Raw genomic sequence first — 17124 nt, 5'->3', positions numbered from 1 at the left:
TAACATCCAGAAGATGAAAGATAACATTGCGAGACGCTCATTCTTAAAGGCAGCCCTGCTCGCTGGAGGGGGATTGATGTTGCGCTTCAATTGGCCTACGGCAGTGGCAGCAACAGCCACTTTAAAGGATCTAGCGGTCGAACTAAATAGCTATATTAAAATTAGTCCAGGAGGAGGAGTCACCCTATATAATCCAAATCCAGAGTTTGGTCAAAATGTAAAAACTTCCTTGCCTATGATTCTGGCTGAAGAGCTGGACGTAGCGTGGGAAGATGTCGAAGTGGTGCAGGCCGATTTTTACCCAGAAAGATACGAGCGACAATTCACGGGTGGGAGTAATTCCATACGCGTCTCATGGGAACCACTCCGTAAAGCAGGAGCCACCGCGCGGTATATGTTGATGACTGCTGCTGCGGGAATGCTACAAGTGCCAATCTCAGAAATCTCAACAGCGGACGGTGTATTGCATCACCACAAATCTGGTCGAAAAATAGCGTATGGTGAGGCTGCTACGCAGGCCGCAGCCGTTCCGGTGCCAGAAAGTGTGACGCTAAAAGATCCCAAAGATTTTAAGATCATAGGCACCTCTAATGGTAACGTGGAAATAGATCGTATTCTGACGGGCAAACCGCTCTTTACCAGTGACTACAAAGTGGATGGAATGTTGATCGCGATGATCATACATCCGCCAGCCTTTGGATTGGAGTACAAATCACATGATGAGCGTACGATCAAGGACATGCCGGGCATCCGTCAAGTGTTTGTAATCGAAACTTTGCCAGCGGATATCGAGCAGAATACGTTTGATGTCACCAGTTTTGCCAAAATGGTGGTACTGATTGGAGACAGCACTTGGCAAGTGATGCAAGCCAAAAAGAAACTCCATGTGGAGTGGCAGGAGGCATCAGATGGGTATTTTAACGTAGGCGCTTTCGGTGGTAATGCACGAAAAGTGAAGCGACCGGCAGGCTTGGAGTCGACCAGCTGGCATTTGGAACAAATGGCAAAGAGTGCTACGTCTCCAGCTGAAGTTCGCAGACGAGATGGCGATCCTGAAGCGGCATTTAGCAGCGCTGCTAAAATCATAGAAAGAACCTATACTGCTCCTTATCTGGTGCATAATACGATGGAGCCCGTTTGTTGTTTTGCAAACGTCACGGCAGATGGTGCAGATATCTATGGCCCAATCCAAGCACCAGAATTTATCGTGAATACCATCGCCACCCGCATTGGTATGCCAAAGGAAAAGGTAAAAATACGTTTGGCGAGAATGGGAGGGGGCTTTGGACTGCGCGCGTACGGACATCATTTAGTCGAGGCGGCTGTGATTTCACAGCACGTGAAAGCACCAATCCGATTGGTGTATACGCGAGAAGACGAAGCGACCTACGGGATCTATCGCCCTACCTATAGCGCTACCTACAGAGCCGCTTTAGACGAAAACAATCAACTTATCGGGCTACATATAAAGGCAGGTGGTATTCCAGAATCGCCATTGCATGAAAATCGTTTCCCCGCTGGCGCGGTGGATCACTACCTGGCAGAATCTTGGGCGATCGAGTCCAACATTACCATCGGTGCGTTTCGGGCGCCTCGCTCCAACTTCATAGCGAGTGCCGAACAATCTTTCTTGGATGAATTGGCGTTTGAAATGAATCAAGATCCCTTAGCATTTCGGTTAGCGTTGCTGGAACGCGCACGCACCCGACCGGTAGGAGAGCGGAATGAATACGATGCCGAGCGGTATATGGAAGTCTTGAAGCTGGTGCGCGATAAATCGAATTGGGGGCAGCCCGTTCCAGAAGGTGTAGGGCGTGGCGTAGCTGCTTATTTTTGCCATAATACCTACGCCGCTACCGTCGTAGATCTACATATTCAGCAAGGCGAACCCCGTGTTTTAAAGGTTGTCGCGGCAGCAGATTGCGGCATTGTGGTGAATAAAGATGCGTCTATTAATATGGCCGAGGGTGCGATCATCGATGGTGTGAATAATGCGCTCTTTGGAGAGCAGCTTTTCAACAACGGGCAACCGCTCAAAAACAACTTCAGTGCTTACCGAATGATCCGTATGAATGAAGTCCCGAAAGAAATCGAGGTACATTTTGTGGATAATGGAAAAAATCCTACGGGGATGGGCGAACCATTATTTCCACCGATGTTTGGGGCGATTGCCAACGGTCTATATAATGCCATCGGAAAAAGATTCTATATACAACCATTTATCAACAGCTTTATCGAAAAAGGGTATGCTTAAATTACGTGCGTCACTTTTTCGAATTAGTATTCTTTTTGGTTTGCTGCTAATGAGGATAATTGGAGTTGCGTCGAAATATCAAAATAGTTTTGAATGTCTTCCTTTTAGGTATAATCAAACTCTTGATCATGCCTTTACCTAATCATGTTTATTTGGTGTTATGATTTAAAAATTTTGTTTCATTTTCTAAAAATGTTCGAAACCTGCTTTGCACACCTTTGTAAGTAGCCATCAGTTCAAATCCATCTTTTGTCAACTCAGATCTTCCGCCACTTTTTCCGCCAACCTTAGGGTACTTATCACCCCCTTACTGATCCGCCGAAAAATTGGGCCTCCATCCATACTTTTAAAAAGTTTATCCATAATCAACTTCACAGTTTGATGCCCACCTTTTTTGTAATTGACCTTCCTGAGTTCCTGCTCTAAATCTTTTATCCATTTTTTGATGCTCTTCTTTGTCTTTGGTTTTTGAATGATACGTAGATAATGGATTCCTATTCGTAATTATTCTTGTAATTTGCGATACAGCTACTTATAATATATTAGATACACTTTACTACTTCTTCTGTGGAAAGTACTAATAAAAAAACAAGCTCTATCATTTCGTCCTTAAGCTGTTCAGAACAATTGAATCTTGTAAGTGATTATTCAGTCATTGACTATAGATGTTTTAGCACATAATTGCGTGGGACTTAAAGACGGATAAGAGACTTTTCGATTAGGCAGTAGTTTTTATCAATTTTAATGCTATAGTTTGTACCAGTCTGGTCTGCAGTATTTATCTTGCCAGAAAAGTGCTGCCTGCCCTAAGGGGTGCCCCGCTGCATCTTTGATGTTCCAGATAATCCCATCATAAATGTGGAAAGACTGACCCAATTTATCGACACGAACTCCTTCGTATCCAAATACAATGTCTCTTTTCTCTACACCTGCTAGCTGGTGTGCACGTTCGGATTGATGTATCGCTGAGGCACTCTTCTTCGACGGCATCCCCAAAAACTCGTTCTGGTCGTAGTTGAAAGCTTGTAGCGCCAGTTCATTGGCATATATAAATACCGGTTCTTCAGTATGGCTGTGTGCAAGTAGCGCATAATCTGAATGCATGTGAATCCATGCAAAGCGATTAGGTAAGTCCTTTGGTGAGGGCAGAGGAAGGCCGGTCAGGTTGTACAAACTCTGATCAATCGCATTAAGTAGTGTCAAATTCATATTTGTTAAGGTTTTTAGAGGTTTGCTAATCGTTGATTCTTACCGAGCATCTGCTGTGGATCGACTGGAATTTCTACTAACAAAGATCGCTGGCGATCTGCTCGGATGGCCTGCGTTAGGGTGTCAAGGTTATCTAGATCAGGTTGCACACCGATGTAATCCCAACCAAATCCTGCGGCGATTTGTGCGTAATCTAAATCCTTTAGCTTAGCATGATACTTTGCTGTTGTCGTGCCGGGCAAAATTTTAACCAATCCTTGGTCTACGATTCCAAGCACTTGATTGTTCAATACAAAAAGTACTATTCCGAAGTCAGCAACTTCTGCCATAGATCCGCAAAACAGTCGAAAGCACCCATCGCCGGTGAAACAAAAGACATGTTTGTCTGGAGCTCCCATTTTTGCGCCTACTGCGGCTCCAAAGGCGCCACCCATAGCCGAGCCTCGATAAAAACAGAAAAAATCGATATGATCATTTGGTCTTTGTACCACATATTGCCGATCCTTATACGCTAAGCACACATCATCGAAAGCAATGGAGTTGACTGGCCAGCAAGCATCTAATTTTCGGTAGAGTACCGACATATCTACATATCCTGGGCGAGCAGATTCATAAGGATCATTATTAAGCGAAGCTGGAGCTGGTTCTGCCGGGTTGTTTTCGAAGGGGGACTGATCGGAGTCGCATAGCAGGTGATCGACAATGGCGGGGATGTTGCCTCGAATCTCGTCATAACTACCATCGGTGAGATGTCGATTGGAATTTTCTAACAAGCCGTATTTATGCGTGTCACTACCAAGATAAAAGGTATGCGATGCACCGATTCTACTCATATTGGTGGTGTACTCGTCTGAGCAGGCGCCTAGTAATAAGAGTACATCATCTTCACCCAAACTGTTGAAAAGCGCTACCGCTTTGTCATTGCCACCAAATAGTACATAGCCATAGCCATAAGCATTTTGCCGGCTTACGGCATTCGCCCCATTGATGCTCCAAATGGTTTGAGCCTTTAGCGTATGACTAAGCGCCGTTGTTAGTTCGCGCACGTGATCATACTGAAGCATCTCTTCACCAACCAGGATCACGAGTCGTTTTTGACGAATTGCTTTGCGAAACGTTGATAGGAAGTATGAGAGCTGCGTAGTTTCAGGGTCTGCAATAAGTTTGTTGACTTGTAGGCTCATGGAGAAGTCGAATTCCAGATGCTCCGTATATTTCGTTAAAACAAATGCAATTGGTTGGCGCTCGGTCAGGGCACGCTGTATTCTCGGGAGGTCTTTTTCTGGGGCGAAGTCTCTATCCAAGAGAAAGGTCGTTTCTGGGAGTTCTGCCAGCAGTTGGTCTAGGATATTGCTGCCGTACGGTGAGCTATCTTGCAGCGGACTCAATCCCCAGGTTTCTTTTTCGGAAGTCGGCACAATGTATACTGCTGGTATATTGTGTAGTTTGGCGTCGCTAAGACCACAGGTTAGTAATTTCGTAGCAGCGCCCGTAGTAGCTACGGCGGCACATCTTTTTCCACTGGATAGGTAGTATCCTAATGGAACGAATCCTGCTGCATACTCGCTAATGGTAAAGAAACCACTGGCCTCGCTAGGCTGAAAGATCGGATCAAGATATTTCAGCAAATGAATAACCCCGCCGCCAGTCATGCCGACGTAATGATTAATTCCTACTTGGGATAATAAATTTACTAATTGATGTTCTTGTTGGATACTGGTCGTGTTCATAGATGTATAAGTATAAGTGGAGTGATTTCATGCTTTGATACTCTTCGACGTAGATGTTGCCCTTGGGAGAGGGCAAATGATTATATTATATATAATAATACTAATTATCTTTTAATAAAGAAAATATTGAAAATTTAATAATAATGAATTAATATAAAAAAGGAGTGTGATCTATAAATCAGACTTTAGCATCACCTGTTTTTCATCCTTACCTTAGAATATGTGGCTTCAAAAAACTCTAGTGAATTATTATCAAATAGCATTAACAAGCGGAGATGGATTGGAGAAATGATTCACAGGAGAATTTGACATTTGAAACCTAGTATTGAGTACTGAACACTTATGAAAACTATTACGAAAGAAGCTCAACAGATCTAGAGCAGGAAAGACGAGGAAGTTCAGCGAGTCTTTTCAAACTCCAATGACGAGATGCACCTGCAACAAATACTTGAAACCGCATTTAAACCATGTTCTTTATTTTGTAATTTCATTACTATTTTTGCAAACTTGCATTTGCAGCTAAAAACAAGGTGAGCTTTTCGGTGAGAACTATTATACATATCCAAGATCGGGTAATTTTGCCATAACTGCAAGACGTAAAAAAGACCGTCCGTTGAAATGCCCACACCTCAAAAAAAATGGGATACTTTCTGCGCGTATAACAAAATACATGCGCTGGAATAATCGTCCTGCCGACTTGTAAACTAGCAACTTGAAAATAACTCCCATAGCATCGAATTACGCAAGTTCCTAAAATCTTACTTCAACAAAAATCCCTGCCAAAATTAATTAGCAGGGATTGTACTTAAATCCTAAGTTTGCACAACCTATTTCGGATGCTTCACTTTGGTTAATTTAATGTGATGATAATTGTTTGGCCTTTTCTTCATCGTAAGATTCTTCCAATTCAGCGAGTTTTTTCTTACCGTAGGCGATTTTTGTGATGACATAAAACAATACCGGAACGATAAAAATGGCTAGTAGTGTAGCAGCCAACATACCGCCAAAAACAGTCCAGCCTATTGTCTGCCTTGAGTACGCGCCTGCACCAGAAGAAAGCATCAAGGGTATAATGCCTAAGATAAATGCAAACGAAGTCATAATAATAGGTCTAAGCCTTAATTTTACGGCATCTAGAATAGCATCCATTAGTGGCATACCTATATCTACCCTTTCTTTGGCAAACTCGACAATTAAAATGGCATTTTTTGCGGCCAATCCGATAATAGTAACTAAACCAATTTGGGCATAAATATTATTATCCAGACTTGGAATAAACGTTAATGTTAATATTGCCCCAAAAATACCCAAAGGAACCGATAGTAAAATCGAAAAGGGAACTGACCAACTCTCGTACAGTGATGCCAGCAGTAAGAAGACGAAGATTATACAAAGGGCAAAGATCATAATTGTGGAATTTCCAGACTGGCTTTCTTGCAGCGAAAGACCGGAAAAATCATAACTATATCCAGCAGGTAGCGTTTGTGCAGCTACTTCTTGCAAAGCATTTAAAGCATCACCCGAGCTGTATCCTGGAGCGGCTGAACCACTAACCTCAATACTTCTAAAAATATTAAAGTGATTGATGATGGAAGGATTTTGAACCAATTCCCAACTCACCATGCTTGATAAAGGAACTGGTGCTCCCATGGTATTGTTGACATACAGTTTATTTATATCTTCAATATTCATCCTAAAGTTGTTATCAGCTTGTGTCACAACACGGAAGTTTCTACCGTAGCGCGTAAAATCATTGATGTATGAAGACCCTAGGTAAGCAGAAATAGTACTATAAATCGATGATATCGAAACGGACATTTTTTTTGCCTGCTCTCTGTTGACAGAAATTTTGAAGTTTGGAGAATTGGAATTAAATAGTGTATATGCCATTCCAATCTCAGGTCGCTGATTTGCAGCGGCAAGAAATTGACCAACAACGCCTTCAAATTGTTTAATATCCACAGTTTGCTGATCTTGGATCATCAATGAGAATCCCCCTGATGTACCTAGACCTGGTATAGCAGGCGGTGTAACGGCCAAAATTTTGGCTTTACCATATGTCGCGTACTGCCCCATTATAGCCCCTGTGATATCAGCCACCGTTTTTTTGCGATCAGCCCAGGGTTTGAGCGATATAAAAAGCGTAGCAGCATTAGATTTGTATGATCTATTTAAAATGTTGATACCAGATATTAGGGTAATATGCTCTATTTCGGGGTAATCTTTTCTAAACTCCTTGTCTAATTCATCTAGCACTTCATTCGTGCGGCTAGCAGCAGAGCCTTCGGGAAGTGTTACACCAGCGAAAAATGAACCGTTGTCTTCTGAGGGGATAAAACCTGTTGGTTTCGTTGTAAACATATAGCCCGTTCCAACGAAAATGCAGAGCAGAATAATGATGGCAAAAGGAGCCCTACGAATTGCATATTTTACACCCTTTGAATAGCGAAGAGTTACTCGCTCAAACCACAGGTTAAATTTATAAAATAATTTATTCAACCCTCTAGCCTCCTCATTAACTGCGGTAGGTTTAAGAAGTAAAGAACATAGTGCGGGTGTAAGAGATAATGCGATGAAAGCTGAAAGCATTACCGATACGGCAATCGTTATGGCAAACTGTTGATATAATTGTCCGACCATACCAGGAATGAATCCAACCGGAACGAATACTGCTGCAAGAATTAATGCAATAGCGATTACTGGGGCAGTAATATCTTTCATGGCTCGCACGGTAGCTTCTCTGGCATCCAACTTTTCGTGATCTATGTAGTGTTGAACAGCTTCAACAACCACAATGGCGTCATCTACCACAATACCGATCGCCAGAACAAATGCTAGGAGTGTCAGGTTATTGATGGAAAATCCAAACATCGTGAAGAAGATGAATGTCCCTACAATAGAGACCGGGATAGCCAAAACTGGTATCAGTGTTGCTCTCCAGGATTGAAGAAAGAAAAACACGACAAATGTTACTAATATTAGTGCTTCAACTAGTGTATGGATAACCGAATCAATAGATGCGTGTACAACTGATACTGTTTCGTAGCCTACAACATAGTCAACACCCGGAGGGAATGACTTTTTCATTTCCTCCAAGGAAGCATAAATTCCCTCGGCAGTCTCCACAGCATTACCTCCGGGAGTTTGTGCAACCATCATACCTGTAGATCTCATACCATCAGTTTTCGTAGTTGTGGCATAGCTAAATTGTCCCAATTCGACTCTGGCTACATCCTTAAGGAGGACTATTGATCCATCAGTATTTGATTTTATGACGATTTCTTCAAAATCTTGAACAGATGATAGATCAGAATCAGTAATTACAGGATACTCGAACACCTGTGAATTCTGCAAAGGGGGAGCACCTACAGAGCCCCCAGGCATACGTAAATTTTGCTCTGCTATCGCCGTGGAAATTTCTGTCGGACTCAGTTTTAAGCTTGTCAGCTTATTGGCATCTAACCAGACACGCATGGCAAAGGGTTGTCCAAAAGCATTAACATCACCAACGCCTGGAACACGCAAAATAGCGTCTTTGATATAAAGGTTTGCATAGTTTGCTAGGAACTTATCATCTCTAGAGCCATCAGGCGACACTAAGGAAACCAACATTAAAATGTCGGTATTAGCCTTTCTTGTTATAACACCCAAACGTCTGACAGCCTCAGGCAATGCAGGTTCTGCAATACCAACACGGTTTTGAACATCTAAAGTCGCAACATCTATATCTGTCCCAACTTCAAAAGTTACCGTGATGGTTGACTGCCCATTTGAGGTACTATTAGATGACATGTAAATCATGCCGGGTGTACCGTTTATTTGACTTTCAATGGGTGTTGTTACCGTTTGCTCAACGGTCTGTGCGTCAGCCCCCGTATAGTTTGCCGTCACCGTCACCGTTGGTGGGGCTATGGAGGGGTATTGACTTATGGGAAGCGTCAGTATTGATATAGTACCAATAATCATAATCAATATTGATATGACAATAGCAGTGACGGGTCTTCTTATAAATACTTCTGATATCATTCTTATGTGATTAGTATGCTAATTTGAATCTTGATTTTGAGGTTTGCTTTCAGTAACTTTTGCGCCTTGACGAACATTAAAAACGCCATCAACCACTATTCGTTCACCAGCATCTACCCCTGATTCTACCACTACATTAGTTCCGGTTTTTAGACCCAACTCGACTGGACGTGTCTGGGCCATACTACTATCATTTACAACATACACGTTATAAACACCAAGTTGATCTTGTACAGCTTTAAATGGAATAATAACTTGCTCAACCTGAGATGTGCTTTTCACATTGATAGTTAAATTCATGCCTGCGCGTAAAGCATTTTGGGCATTATTAAATGAAGCGCGAACTTTAATAGTTCCCGTTGTAGGATCTACAGCGCGATCAATGATCGCTATTTTTCCAGATTGAGTATAGCTTTCACCGCCTGGCAGTGTAACGGTAATCTCAGTTGAAGACTTTCCAGTTTTATATGCATCAAATTCGGAGATTTCACGCTCGCTGATTTGAAACTCTACAGCGATTGGATTAATGGAGCTTATAGTGTTCAATAATGTGGTACCTGCGCTAACTAAGGCGCCAGCGCGCACTTGAGAGATACCGACGGCTCCGCTAAATGGTGCCCTAATGACCGAACGTTGTAAATTGGTTTCTGCGGTTGTTAAAGCAGCCTGTGCAGATTGAATCTGCGCCTTTTGATTATTAACATCTGTCAGAGCGTAGTCTAATGTTTGCTTAGCAATTGCATCACTTTCGGAGAGCTTTTGATAACGCGTTAAATCCTTGTTAAAGCGATCTAATGTACTCTTAGCAATCTCTAAGTTTGCTTTAGCTTCGTTTACTGCAGCTTGGTATCTAATGTGATCTATTTCATAGAGCGCTTGGCCTTTAGATACCGATGCTCCATCGGTGACATAAATTTGGGTAATGTATCCGCTTACCTCTGCAAACAACTGAGTTTCCTGCATTGGCACAACACTAGCAGGGTATGTTTTTATTCCTGAGACAATTTCTTTTTGAGCAATTGTTGTGGATACGGGAATGGCTTGTTGCTGCTGACTATTTGCTTTTTGTTGTTTATCTGATTTATCCTCTGAGCCACATGACTGCAAAAACAATCCAGATGCTACAATAAGTGCGGAAAGTATATGATTCTTATTCATGGTTACTATATAACGTGTTTGATTTGGTCTTTTAGTTTCTTGCTATATCTACTGTGCCTAATGCTCTTTGTATATCCAGCTTGCTAGCAAGTACTGCATAAAGGGCATTTAAATAATTTATTTGACTGGTCTTCAAGTCTGTTTCTGCTGTCATTAAGTCCAAATATGTCTTTATTCCCGCATCGTATTGCAATTTGATGGTATTATAGACATCTTCTGAGAGATCCATGTTATCTTTAGAATTTCGCCACTCATTCATATTGGATCTGTAGCTAGCCTGTAGATTTCGGAGAAACTGACCATGTAATTCCGTGGCAAATTGACCACCTAATTCGCTGGCGAACGAACGTTGCAAATGCTATAGAGGCGTTAACAAAAGTAGTGATTTAAAAGTTGTGTTTTATTGGAAGCTATTTTCTTGCACAGGCATCCTTTTCTTTCGCATTGATTCTCCCTTGAGTTCAATACGGTGTGCATCATGAACAATCCTATCCAATATTGCGTCAGCAATGGTTTTTTCACCGATCACTTCATGCCATTTGCTTACCGGCAGCTGTGAGGTAATGATAAGTGAGGTCTTTGAATGGCGATCCTCGATGATCTCCATCAAAGCCGCCCTGCTCTGGGCATCGAAGGGCTGTATGCCGAAATCATCTAGGATCAATAGCTGCTGTTTTTCAATTTTTGCAACCTCTTTGATATAGGAGCCATCGGCCTTGGCCATTTTCAGTTTGGCAAAAAGCTTTGGCGTACTGGCATATAATACCCTGTAGCCCAGCATACATGCCTGATGTCCGATTGCCGAGGCAAGGTAGCTTTTTCCGATCCCCGTACTTCCGGTAATGAGCAGGTTTTCAAACCTGTCGATAAAAGTACAGTCTGCCAACCTCATCACCTGGTTTCTATCAATGCTCCGATCCACATGGTAGTGGAGCTCCTCTATGGAAGCTTTATAACGGAATCTGGCATACAGTATCTGGCGTTCGATCCGCCGGTTCTGGCGGTAATCCCATTCGGAATCGATAAGGTGCGCCAATAGCTCATCGGAGGTGTACTGGTCGGTCTGTCCGGTTTCGATGCTGCTCTTAAAGGCATGGAACATGCCGTAGAACTTCAGTTTCTGTAATTTGTCAAGTGTGCTCGTGTTCATTTTTTATCTATTTTAAGGGTTATTGGTAATAGTCTTCGCCACGGATATTGTCATGGCTGGGCATAGGGAGTTCATCGGCAAAGAGGCTTTCGGGGTACTGGTCCATATTCTTCTCCAATATCATCTGTATGGTCTTATAGGAGTAGATACCAAAGCCCAGCGCCCTTCTACAGGCATTGATCAAACGTTCGTTGCCGGCTTTTTTGGCAAAGCCAAGGATACCCACGCATGATCTGTAGGCCTGCTCTGGATGTTGCTTGCGCTCCAGTACCTTTAAGATATAGAGCCTCACGTCGTCATGGATGCTGGTGGCCCATTCCAGAAAACGCTCTGGTGTCCAATCAGTAACGAACCTATGGGTGGTGGCCATATGCTCCCTGTCGGTGGTATAGTTGTAGGGGCTTTTCATCCGCTTGTGCATGGCGATGCGTTCATAATGATAGAATACCTCCACATTTGAGCTGCTGTACATTATCTTGACCTTTTTACCGATAAAGCGGAATGGTACGCTGTAATAATGTTTGTCCACTCCTAGGTTCACGTGCCCGTTCTTCATAACGGTGGCATAGTGTTGCTTTTTGAAGGCATAGCGCAGTACCGGAAGAGGATTCAGTGCCTCTTTTTCGATCTCTTCGAACTGCAGCCTCCTGCTGTAGTTGCGACCTTTCAAAAGTTGTGTGTTATGGGATTCCAGCGCCTCCAGTATGGCCGAATTGAGCTCGGACAGCGAATGGAATACCTTTTTGTTCAACGGGGCATAGATGCGGCTATAGGCTATCTTTACCGCTCCCTCCACCAGTGCCTTATCCCTTGGGCGGTATGCCCTGGCCGGCAGGATCGTTGTTCCATAGTGGTCTGCGAAATCGGCAAAGGTATCGTTTAGGGTAGGCTCGTAGCGGTTGCTCTTGGTAACCGCTGCCCTGAGGTTATCAGGTACGATGGCTGCCGGAACACCGCCAAGATAATGGAGCGTGTTCTCGCAGGCCGAGATAAAGTCCTCTTTCTGTTGGCTCATGACCGCTTCAACATAGGTGAGCTGGCTGGCGGCCAAGATGGCAACGAAGACCTCCACCTGGGTTACCTCGCCCGTATTCTTGTCTACGATGGCGAGTTTCTGTCCCGCAAAATCGATAAAAAGTTTATCGCCCGCTTTATGGTCCAAGTGCATCACGGGGTTCACCCTGTTCTTCCACTGGTTGTAGTAGAAACAGAACTGGGTATATTGGAAGCCATCCGGAAACTCCTTCATATAGGCCTCCCATAGCATCATACGACTGACCCCGGTCCGCTTTAGTTCACGGTCAATGCGGGGAAAACAACGTTGAAGCGATATTAACCGGTTATTGGGAGCTTGTTCACGGCTCTTGCCAAAGAAATCATCCAGTTCCTTATCGTTAAGTGAATCAATCTGCTCAAAACTACAGCCGCTGGAACTGAAGGCCCTTAAATAAACTTTGACCGTATTACGGGAAACACCAGTATGGGTAGCGATGGAAAGCTTGCTACGCCCTTGGGAATACATTCTGAGTATCTGTCTGATCTTGCTCATGCTTATAGTGGAATTGGCCATTTCGATGGATTATATATCCATCAAAAGTAGGCTGGCCGCTATAGCATTCACGCATTATTCGAACTGGTCAATTTCCCCCGAAATCGGGTGGTCAATTTCAAGCGGAATAGGTGGTCAGTTTAAACCGAAATCGGGTGGTCAGTTTCAGCGAAATCTCCAATGCGTCGCACTTCATTGAACAATTTAAGGCTAAATATGATTTCACGCCTAAAGAAAAGAATATGTAACATTATACTAAATGCATTTATCCCGACAAAAATTTGCCTTTTTCTACACTTTTGATTCCGAGTGGTTGGTTAAAATTGCGAGCGAAATGGGAGCAAAGGTAGTAGACAATAAACTATGATACTACCTATTTGTTGGACAATATTTTTACTAAACTAAGATATAATTACGATACATTTTTGATTTGCTGATTGAACATTTCATCGGGAGTTATCCGCCCAATTGATTTGTGTCTTCTTTCGGTGTTGTAGAAAATGATATAATCCTTGAGCTGTCTATAGAGATCCACTCCGCCATTTGGCGGATTTAGATATATTTTCTCCCTTTTGAGCGAACCCCCAAAACCTTTCGATGTATATATTGTCCAAAGCTCTGCCTTTGCCATCCATAGATATTTTTACCTCATTTTCTTTAAGGAGTTTCACAAAAACTTCCGAGGTAAACTGCGAGCCCTGATCCGTGTTAAATATTTCGGGCTTACTGTAGTTCTGCATGGTATTTGCCAGCACATCCCGGCACCATTCTGCGTTCATGGTATTGGACACATCCCAACCCATTATCTTTCTACTGTAAACGTCGATGATGGCGAACATATACATGAAACCCCTGAACATAGGAATGTAGGTGATATCTGCCTGCCATACCTGATTAACTCGTCCTATTTTTAAATTCCTGAGCAGATAAGGAAATTTATAATCCGCCTTACAGGCTTTACTAAGGTTCTGTTTAGGATGTATAGTCTTTAGGTTCATGAGCTTATACATGGAACTGCAACTAAAAATGAGAGACTTTTTTTACGCTGCTAGTTTTTCTTTGTTCAGCAGCATTTCTTCCATTTGCTTAGGTGTTTTATACCCTAATGCCGAATGTGTTCTTCTGGTATTGTAAAAGCCTTCAATATATCCGAATACCTCTAATTTAGCGGACTGCTGATCAATAAATCTTCTGTGGTAGACCATTTCAGCTTTTAGTGATTTGAAGAAGCTCTCAGCCACCGCATTATCCCAACAGTTTGCCTTCCTACTCATACTCTGGGTTATATTATTATCCCTGAGTATCGATTTAAATTCGTCACAGGCATACTGAACCCCTCTGTCGGAGTGAAAGATCAGTCCATTCTTGGGAGCTCTGTTCCCAACAGCCATGTTCATGGCGGCTACCGAGGTGTTTTCAGCTGTCATATCGGTGCTCAAAGACCACCCGATCACTTTTCTGTCCGCCAGATCAATAACGGTTGTCAAATAAAGCCAGCCCTTGCTGGTATGGATATAGGTGATATCGCCGACCCACTTTTGCGACAGGGTATCCGCTGAAAAATCTCTTTGGAGGAGATTTTCAGCTATCCGATAGCCATGGCTGGAATCTGTTGTCACCTTATACTTCTTTTTCACTTTACTGCGTATACCATGTTTCTTCATCAACCTTGCTACATAGGATCTGGAAACCGGGTCTCCAGCTTTATGCAGTTCAGCTGTTATTCTTGGGCTGCCATATATACAATCACTCTCCTTGTGTATTTTTTGTATTTTCTCAACAAGTATTTTAACCCGCTGTTCACCAGGGGACTCTGGAGAAACCAACCAGCGGTAAAAACAACTAGCGCTAACACTAAATACATCGCACATCTTCTCTACGGAATATACCTCTCGATTCGCTGCTATGAACCGGTATATGGACCGTCTCCCTTGGAGAAGATGGCGATGGCCTTTTTTAAGATGTCGCGCTCTAGCTCCGCATCTTTTAGTTTTTTGCGCAAAACCCTCAACTCCTGCTCCTGGGGGCTTATCTTGGGGTTGTCCGGAAGAACTTTGTTGCCATTGAAACGTGGGTTCCTGCGCCATTTACTGAGCAAACTGGGATCGATATCCAGCTCCTTGGCCACTTCCGAAACTGAGCCTTTCACAATACTCAGCTCAACAGCCATTATCTTAAACGAATCATCAAATTTTCTATGCATATCATCAAATTTAAAATTACTGATTAAATCTGTCTCGCACTAAAGGTAGCAACTCCATACAGCCTTCGAACACGCTTGTGCCCGACAAAGTACCCAAGATCCTGCCGCAGGTAGTCCGTCATTCGATCAACGCCATAGAAGGGGCAATCCAAGAACTTACGGTCTATGCGATTCATAAGTTGTAGATTGAATGGAGACTCTCCTTTACCCTTAAAATAATAACTACTACGGGGCAGCTCAATCACTTTGCATTGCTGATAAACGCTCATCTTCTTATAAGAGGGGCAAACAAGTCCGCGCTTCTCGTTCAAACTCATTTGCCCAATACTTTTTTTAAGAAATCGACTTGTATCTGGAGTTCACCGATCTTCGAATAAAGCTCCTTCTCTTTGGAATCATCCTTTAATAAAGATTTCTCAGCCGTAAAAACCGATTCTGCATTGTACAGAAACTCCCGTTTCCACGTATTGATCTGCGTAGGGTGCAGCTCGTACTTCGACGCCAGTTCTTGGATTGTCTGCTGTTCTTTGATTGCTTCTATGGCAACTTTCGCCTTAAAACTTGCACTAAATTTTCTGCGTTCTCTTTTCATTCTCAACTGCTAATTTAAACATTTATACAGTTGTCCAGTATTTGGGTAGTATTATAGAGAAACGAATATTTTTCGCTTTACCAACAGGTGCGACTAAAGAGTCTCATAGTCTAAATCTATAACTTCAATCTTATAAATCGAACTTCGATAGGATAGGATAGGAGCGAGGTTACAAATAGGTTACAGTAAATGTTCGATTAAGTCTCATTGTAGTTTGTAAATGCTTCATTATTAGTAATTAGGACTGTTTCAATTCTTGGCGCTCAAAAGACTAACCATCGTTTGATCGCTACAGTATAAAAAACTAAGGAACACAACTATCTCAACATCTCGATTAGGGAGTGTCAATAAGAGTTCCGACGTATCAATATTTGGTGATCTATTGTGAATTTAAGTAGATTGTAAATAATAGGGGTGAGGGTACAAACAGGTTACAGTAAATATTTAGCAATGCTGAACATCGATTGCAAATAATTCATTATCAAATAGTTTGCTTACTGTTAGTCATTGCACTTAAAAGACAAAAGATCTTCTATTCGGACATTCAATTACCCCTTTTGCTATGCGCCCTTGTAAAATGCATGATGAAATAAATACTGATTTGCTTGGCGCGGCCATTTTCTTCGTATTTGTTGTCTCTATTACTGGTTTTTACATTAGATAGATAAAATCGGTAGGTTCCGCCGATATTTAAACAGGTAAGGCTACCATGCCTGCGTTGTTAACTAGCATGCTGATTGTTAAACCCTTCAAGTGTATTTCGTTACACAGTCCTTGAACAGCCTCTGGTTCAGAGAGATAAGCAACAATAAAGATCACACTGATCTGGTGATCAACTGTAAGTGCTTTGCACAAAGTACTCAATTTATTTTCATTCCACGCTACGAGTATTAGTTTGTGCTTCCTTTGCGCAAGTTGATGTGCCAAGGCTTCGTCGATACCGCCCGAAGCCCCTGTGATTATTGTATATTCCATTACAAATCGTATTTAACTTCTATACAAAGGTTATAAAGCTTAGTGTAGCATTTGTGTGCGAAAGTCGGTAAATTGTGTTTGAATATCGGTTGATATATGGGTCGTTGAAACAACTCTCCAGCAGCTATATTATACTCTGTCCGCTTGAGTGTAAAAAGGAAAATAATTCGTCTTGTGAGATACGTTCTTTTTAAATTTTTAATAGGTATAATCCAGGTTATACTTGTAGATCTTTTGAGGAGGTTACGGTTAAATCTGTTACTTTACGCATTTTTTAT

The 17124-nt window shown here is 42.4% G+C and carries 14 protein-coding genes and 1 pseudogene; 1 reads left to right on the top strand and 14 read right to left on the bottom strand.

Annotated elements, in window-relative coordinates; all coding sequences use genetic code 11:
* The first annotated feature begins 13 nt into the window (after window positions 1–13).
* On the top strand, window positions 14–2254 hold the full coding sequence (locus AC3IRT_RS08305) for a xanthine dehydrogenase family protein molybdopterin-binding subunit (protein ID WP_489395919.1): 2241 nt from the start codon (window positions 14–16) through the stop codon (window positions 2252–2254).
* 747 nt (window positions 2255–3001) lie between these two features.
* Here AC3IRT_RS08305 and AC3IRT_RS08300 read toward each other — a convergent pair.
* The 14 genes and pseudogenes from AC3IRT_RS08300 to AC3IRT_RS08235 form a co-directional block, all read right to left on the bottom strand.
* Entirely contained in the window at window positions 3002–3463 is a 462-nt protein-coding gene (locus AC3IRT_RS08300) for an MEKHLA domain-containing protein (RefSeq protein ID WP_489395918.1), read from the bottom strand.
* Between the two features lie 14 nt (window positions 3464–3477).
* Entirely contained in the window at window positions 3478–5193 is a 1716-nt protein-coding gene (locus AC3IRT_RS08295; protein WP_489395917.1) for a thiamine pyrophosphate-dependent enzyme, read from the bottom strand.
* An 855-nt stretch (window positions 5194–6048) separates the two neighbouring features.
* Complete coding sequence (locus AC3IRT_RS08290; protein ID WP_489395916.1) at window positions 6049–9219, bottom strand: efflux RND transporter permease subunit; 3171 nt, start codon at window positions 9217–9219, stop codon at window positions 6049–6051.
* Between the two features lie 18 nt (window positions 9220–9237).
* Window positions 9238–10377, bottom strand: coding sequence for an efflux RND transporter periplasmic adaptor subunit (locus AC3IRT_RS08285; RefSeq protein WP_489395915.1), 1140 nt, complete (start codon window positions 10375–10377; stop codon window positions 9238–9240).
* Between the two features lie 31 nt (window positions 10378–10408).
* On the bottom strand, window positions 10409–10732 hold the full coding sequence (locus AC3IRT_RS08280) for a hypothetical protein (RefSeq protein WP_489395914.1): 324 nt from the start codon (window positions 10730–10732) through the stop codon (window positions 10409–10411).
* A 45-nt stretch (window positions 10733–10777) separates the two neighbouring features.
* Entirely contained in the window at window positions 10778–11527 is a 750-nt protein-coding gene (gene istB, locus AC3IRT_RS08275; protein ID WP_489393027.1) for an IS21-like element helper ATPase IstB, read from the bottom strand.
* A gap of 19 nt (window positions 11528–11546) precedes the next feature.
* Entirely contained in the window at window positions 11547–13076 is a 1530-nt protein-coding gene (gene istA, locus AC3IRT_RS08270) for an IS21 family transposase (protein WP_489393026.1), read from the bottom strand.
* 412 nt (window positions 13077–13488) lie between these two features.
* Entirely contained in the window at window positions 13489–13611 is a 123-nt protein-coding gene (locus AC3IRT_RS08265; RefSeq protein WP_489395913.1) for an integrase core domain-containing protein, read from the bottom strand.
* Window positions 13598–14074 carry a transposase gene (locus AC3IRT_RS08260; protein WP_489395912.1) on the bottom strand — a complete coding sequence of 159 codons (477 nt, stop codon included), beginning with the start codon at window positions 14072–14074 and terminating at the stop codon, window positions 13598–13600. Before AC3IRT_RS08260 ends, AC3IRT_RS08265 begins: the two co-directional genes overlap by 14 nt.
* Window positions 14075–14116: 42 nt before the next feature.
* Window positions 14117–15163, bottom strand: a complete 1047-nt coding sequence (locus AC3IRT_RS08255; protein ID WP_489395111.1) for an IS3 family transposase — start codon at window positions 15161–15163, stop codon at window positions 14117–14119.
* Window positions 15076–15279, bottom strand: a pseudogene (locus AC3IRT_RS08250) (transposase); the annotation flags it as partial. The pseudogene AC3IRT_RS08250 and the gene AC3IRT_RS08255, both read right to left, overlap by 88 nt.
* Window positions 15280–15302: 23 nt before the next feature.
* On the bottom strand, window positions 15303–15455 hold the full coding sequence (locus AC3IRT_RS08245) for an IS3 family transposase (protein WP_489396118.1): 153 nt from the start codon (window positions 15453–15455) through the stop codon (window positions 15303–15305).
* A gap of 137 nt (window positions 15456–15592) precedes the next feature.
* Window positions 15593–15871, bottom strand: coding sequence for a transposase (locus tag AC3IRT_RS08240; protein WP_489395911.1), 279 nt, complete (start codon window positions 15869–15871; stop codon window positions 15593–15595).
* Window positions 15872–16561: 690 nt separating this feature from the next.
* Window positions 16562–16846, bottom strand: a complete 285-nt coding sequence (locus AC3IRT_RS08235; protein ID WP_489395910.1) for an SDR family NAD(P)-dependent oxidoreductase — start codon at window positions 16844–16846, stop codon at window positions 16562–16564.
* Between the last annotated feature and the right edge of the window lie 278 nt (window positions 16847–17124).

The sequence above is a fragment of the Sphingobacterium sp. KH_072 genome (genome assembly GCF_057837975.1).
The sequence above is the reverse complement of the archived record's forward strand: the minus strand, read 5'-3'. Positions and strand labels throughout refer to the sequence as shown.

Bases quoted from the DNA above. Each gene is read 5' to 3' on its own strand.
- AC3IRT_RS08305 (WP_489395919.1), top strand. From the start codon at position 14: ATGAAAGATAACATTGCGAGACGCTCATTCTTAAAGGCAGCCCTGCTC.
- AC3IRT_RS08300 (WP_489395918.1), bottom strand. From the start codon at position 3,463: ATGAATTTGACACTACTTAATGCGATTGATCAGAGTTTGTACAACCTG.
- AC3IRT_RS08295 (WP_489395917.1), bottom strand. From the start codon at position 5,193: ATGAACACGACCAGTATCCAACAAGAACATCAATTAGTAAATTTATTA.
- AC3IRT_RS08290 (WP_489395916.1), bottom strand. From the start codon at position 9,219: ATGATATCAGAAGTATTTATAAGAAGACCCGTCACTGCTATTGTCATA.
- AC3IRT_RS08285 (WP_489395915.1), bottom strand. From the start codon at position 10,377: ATGAATAAGAATCATATACTTTCCGCACTTATTGTAGCATCTGGATTG.
- istB (WP_489393027.1), bottom strand. From the start codon at position 11,527: ATGAACACGAGCACACTTGACAAATTACAGAAACTGAAGTTCTACGGC.
- istA (WP_489393026.1), bottom strand. From the start codon at position 13,076: ATGAGCAAGATCAGACAGATACTCAGAATGTATTCCCAAGGGCGTAGC.
- AC3IRT_RS08260 (WP_489395912.1), bottom strand. From the start codon at position 14,074: ATGAACCTAAAGACTATACATCCTAAACAGAACCTTAGTAAAGCCTGT.
- AC3IRT_RS08255 (WP_489395111.1), bottom strand. From the start codon at position 15,163: ATGGCGCAGGAACCCACGTTTCAATGGCAACAAAGTTCTTCCGGACAA.
- AC3IRT_RS08245 (WP_489396118.1), bottom strand. From the start codon at position 15,455: ATGAATCGCATAGACCGTAAGTTCTTGGATTGCCCCTTCTATGGCGTT.
- AC3IRT_RS08240 (WP_489395911.1), bottom strand. From the start codon at position 15,871: ATGAAAAGAGAACGCAGAAAATTTAGTGCAAGTTTTAAGGCGAAAGTT.
- AC3IRT_RS08235 (WP_489395910.1), bottom strand. From the start codon at position 16,846: ATGGAATATACAATAATCACAGGGGCTTCGGGCGGTATCGACGAAGCC.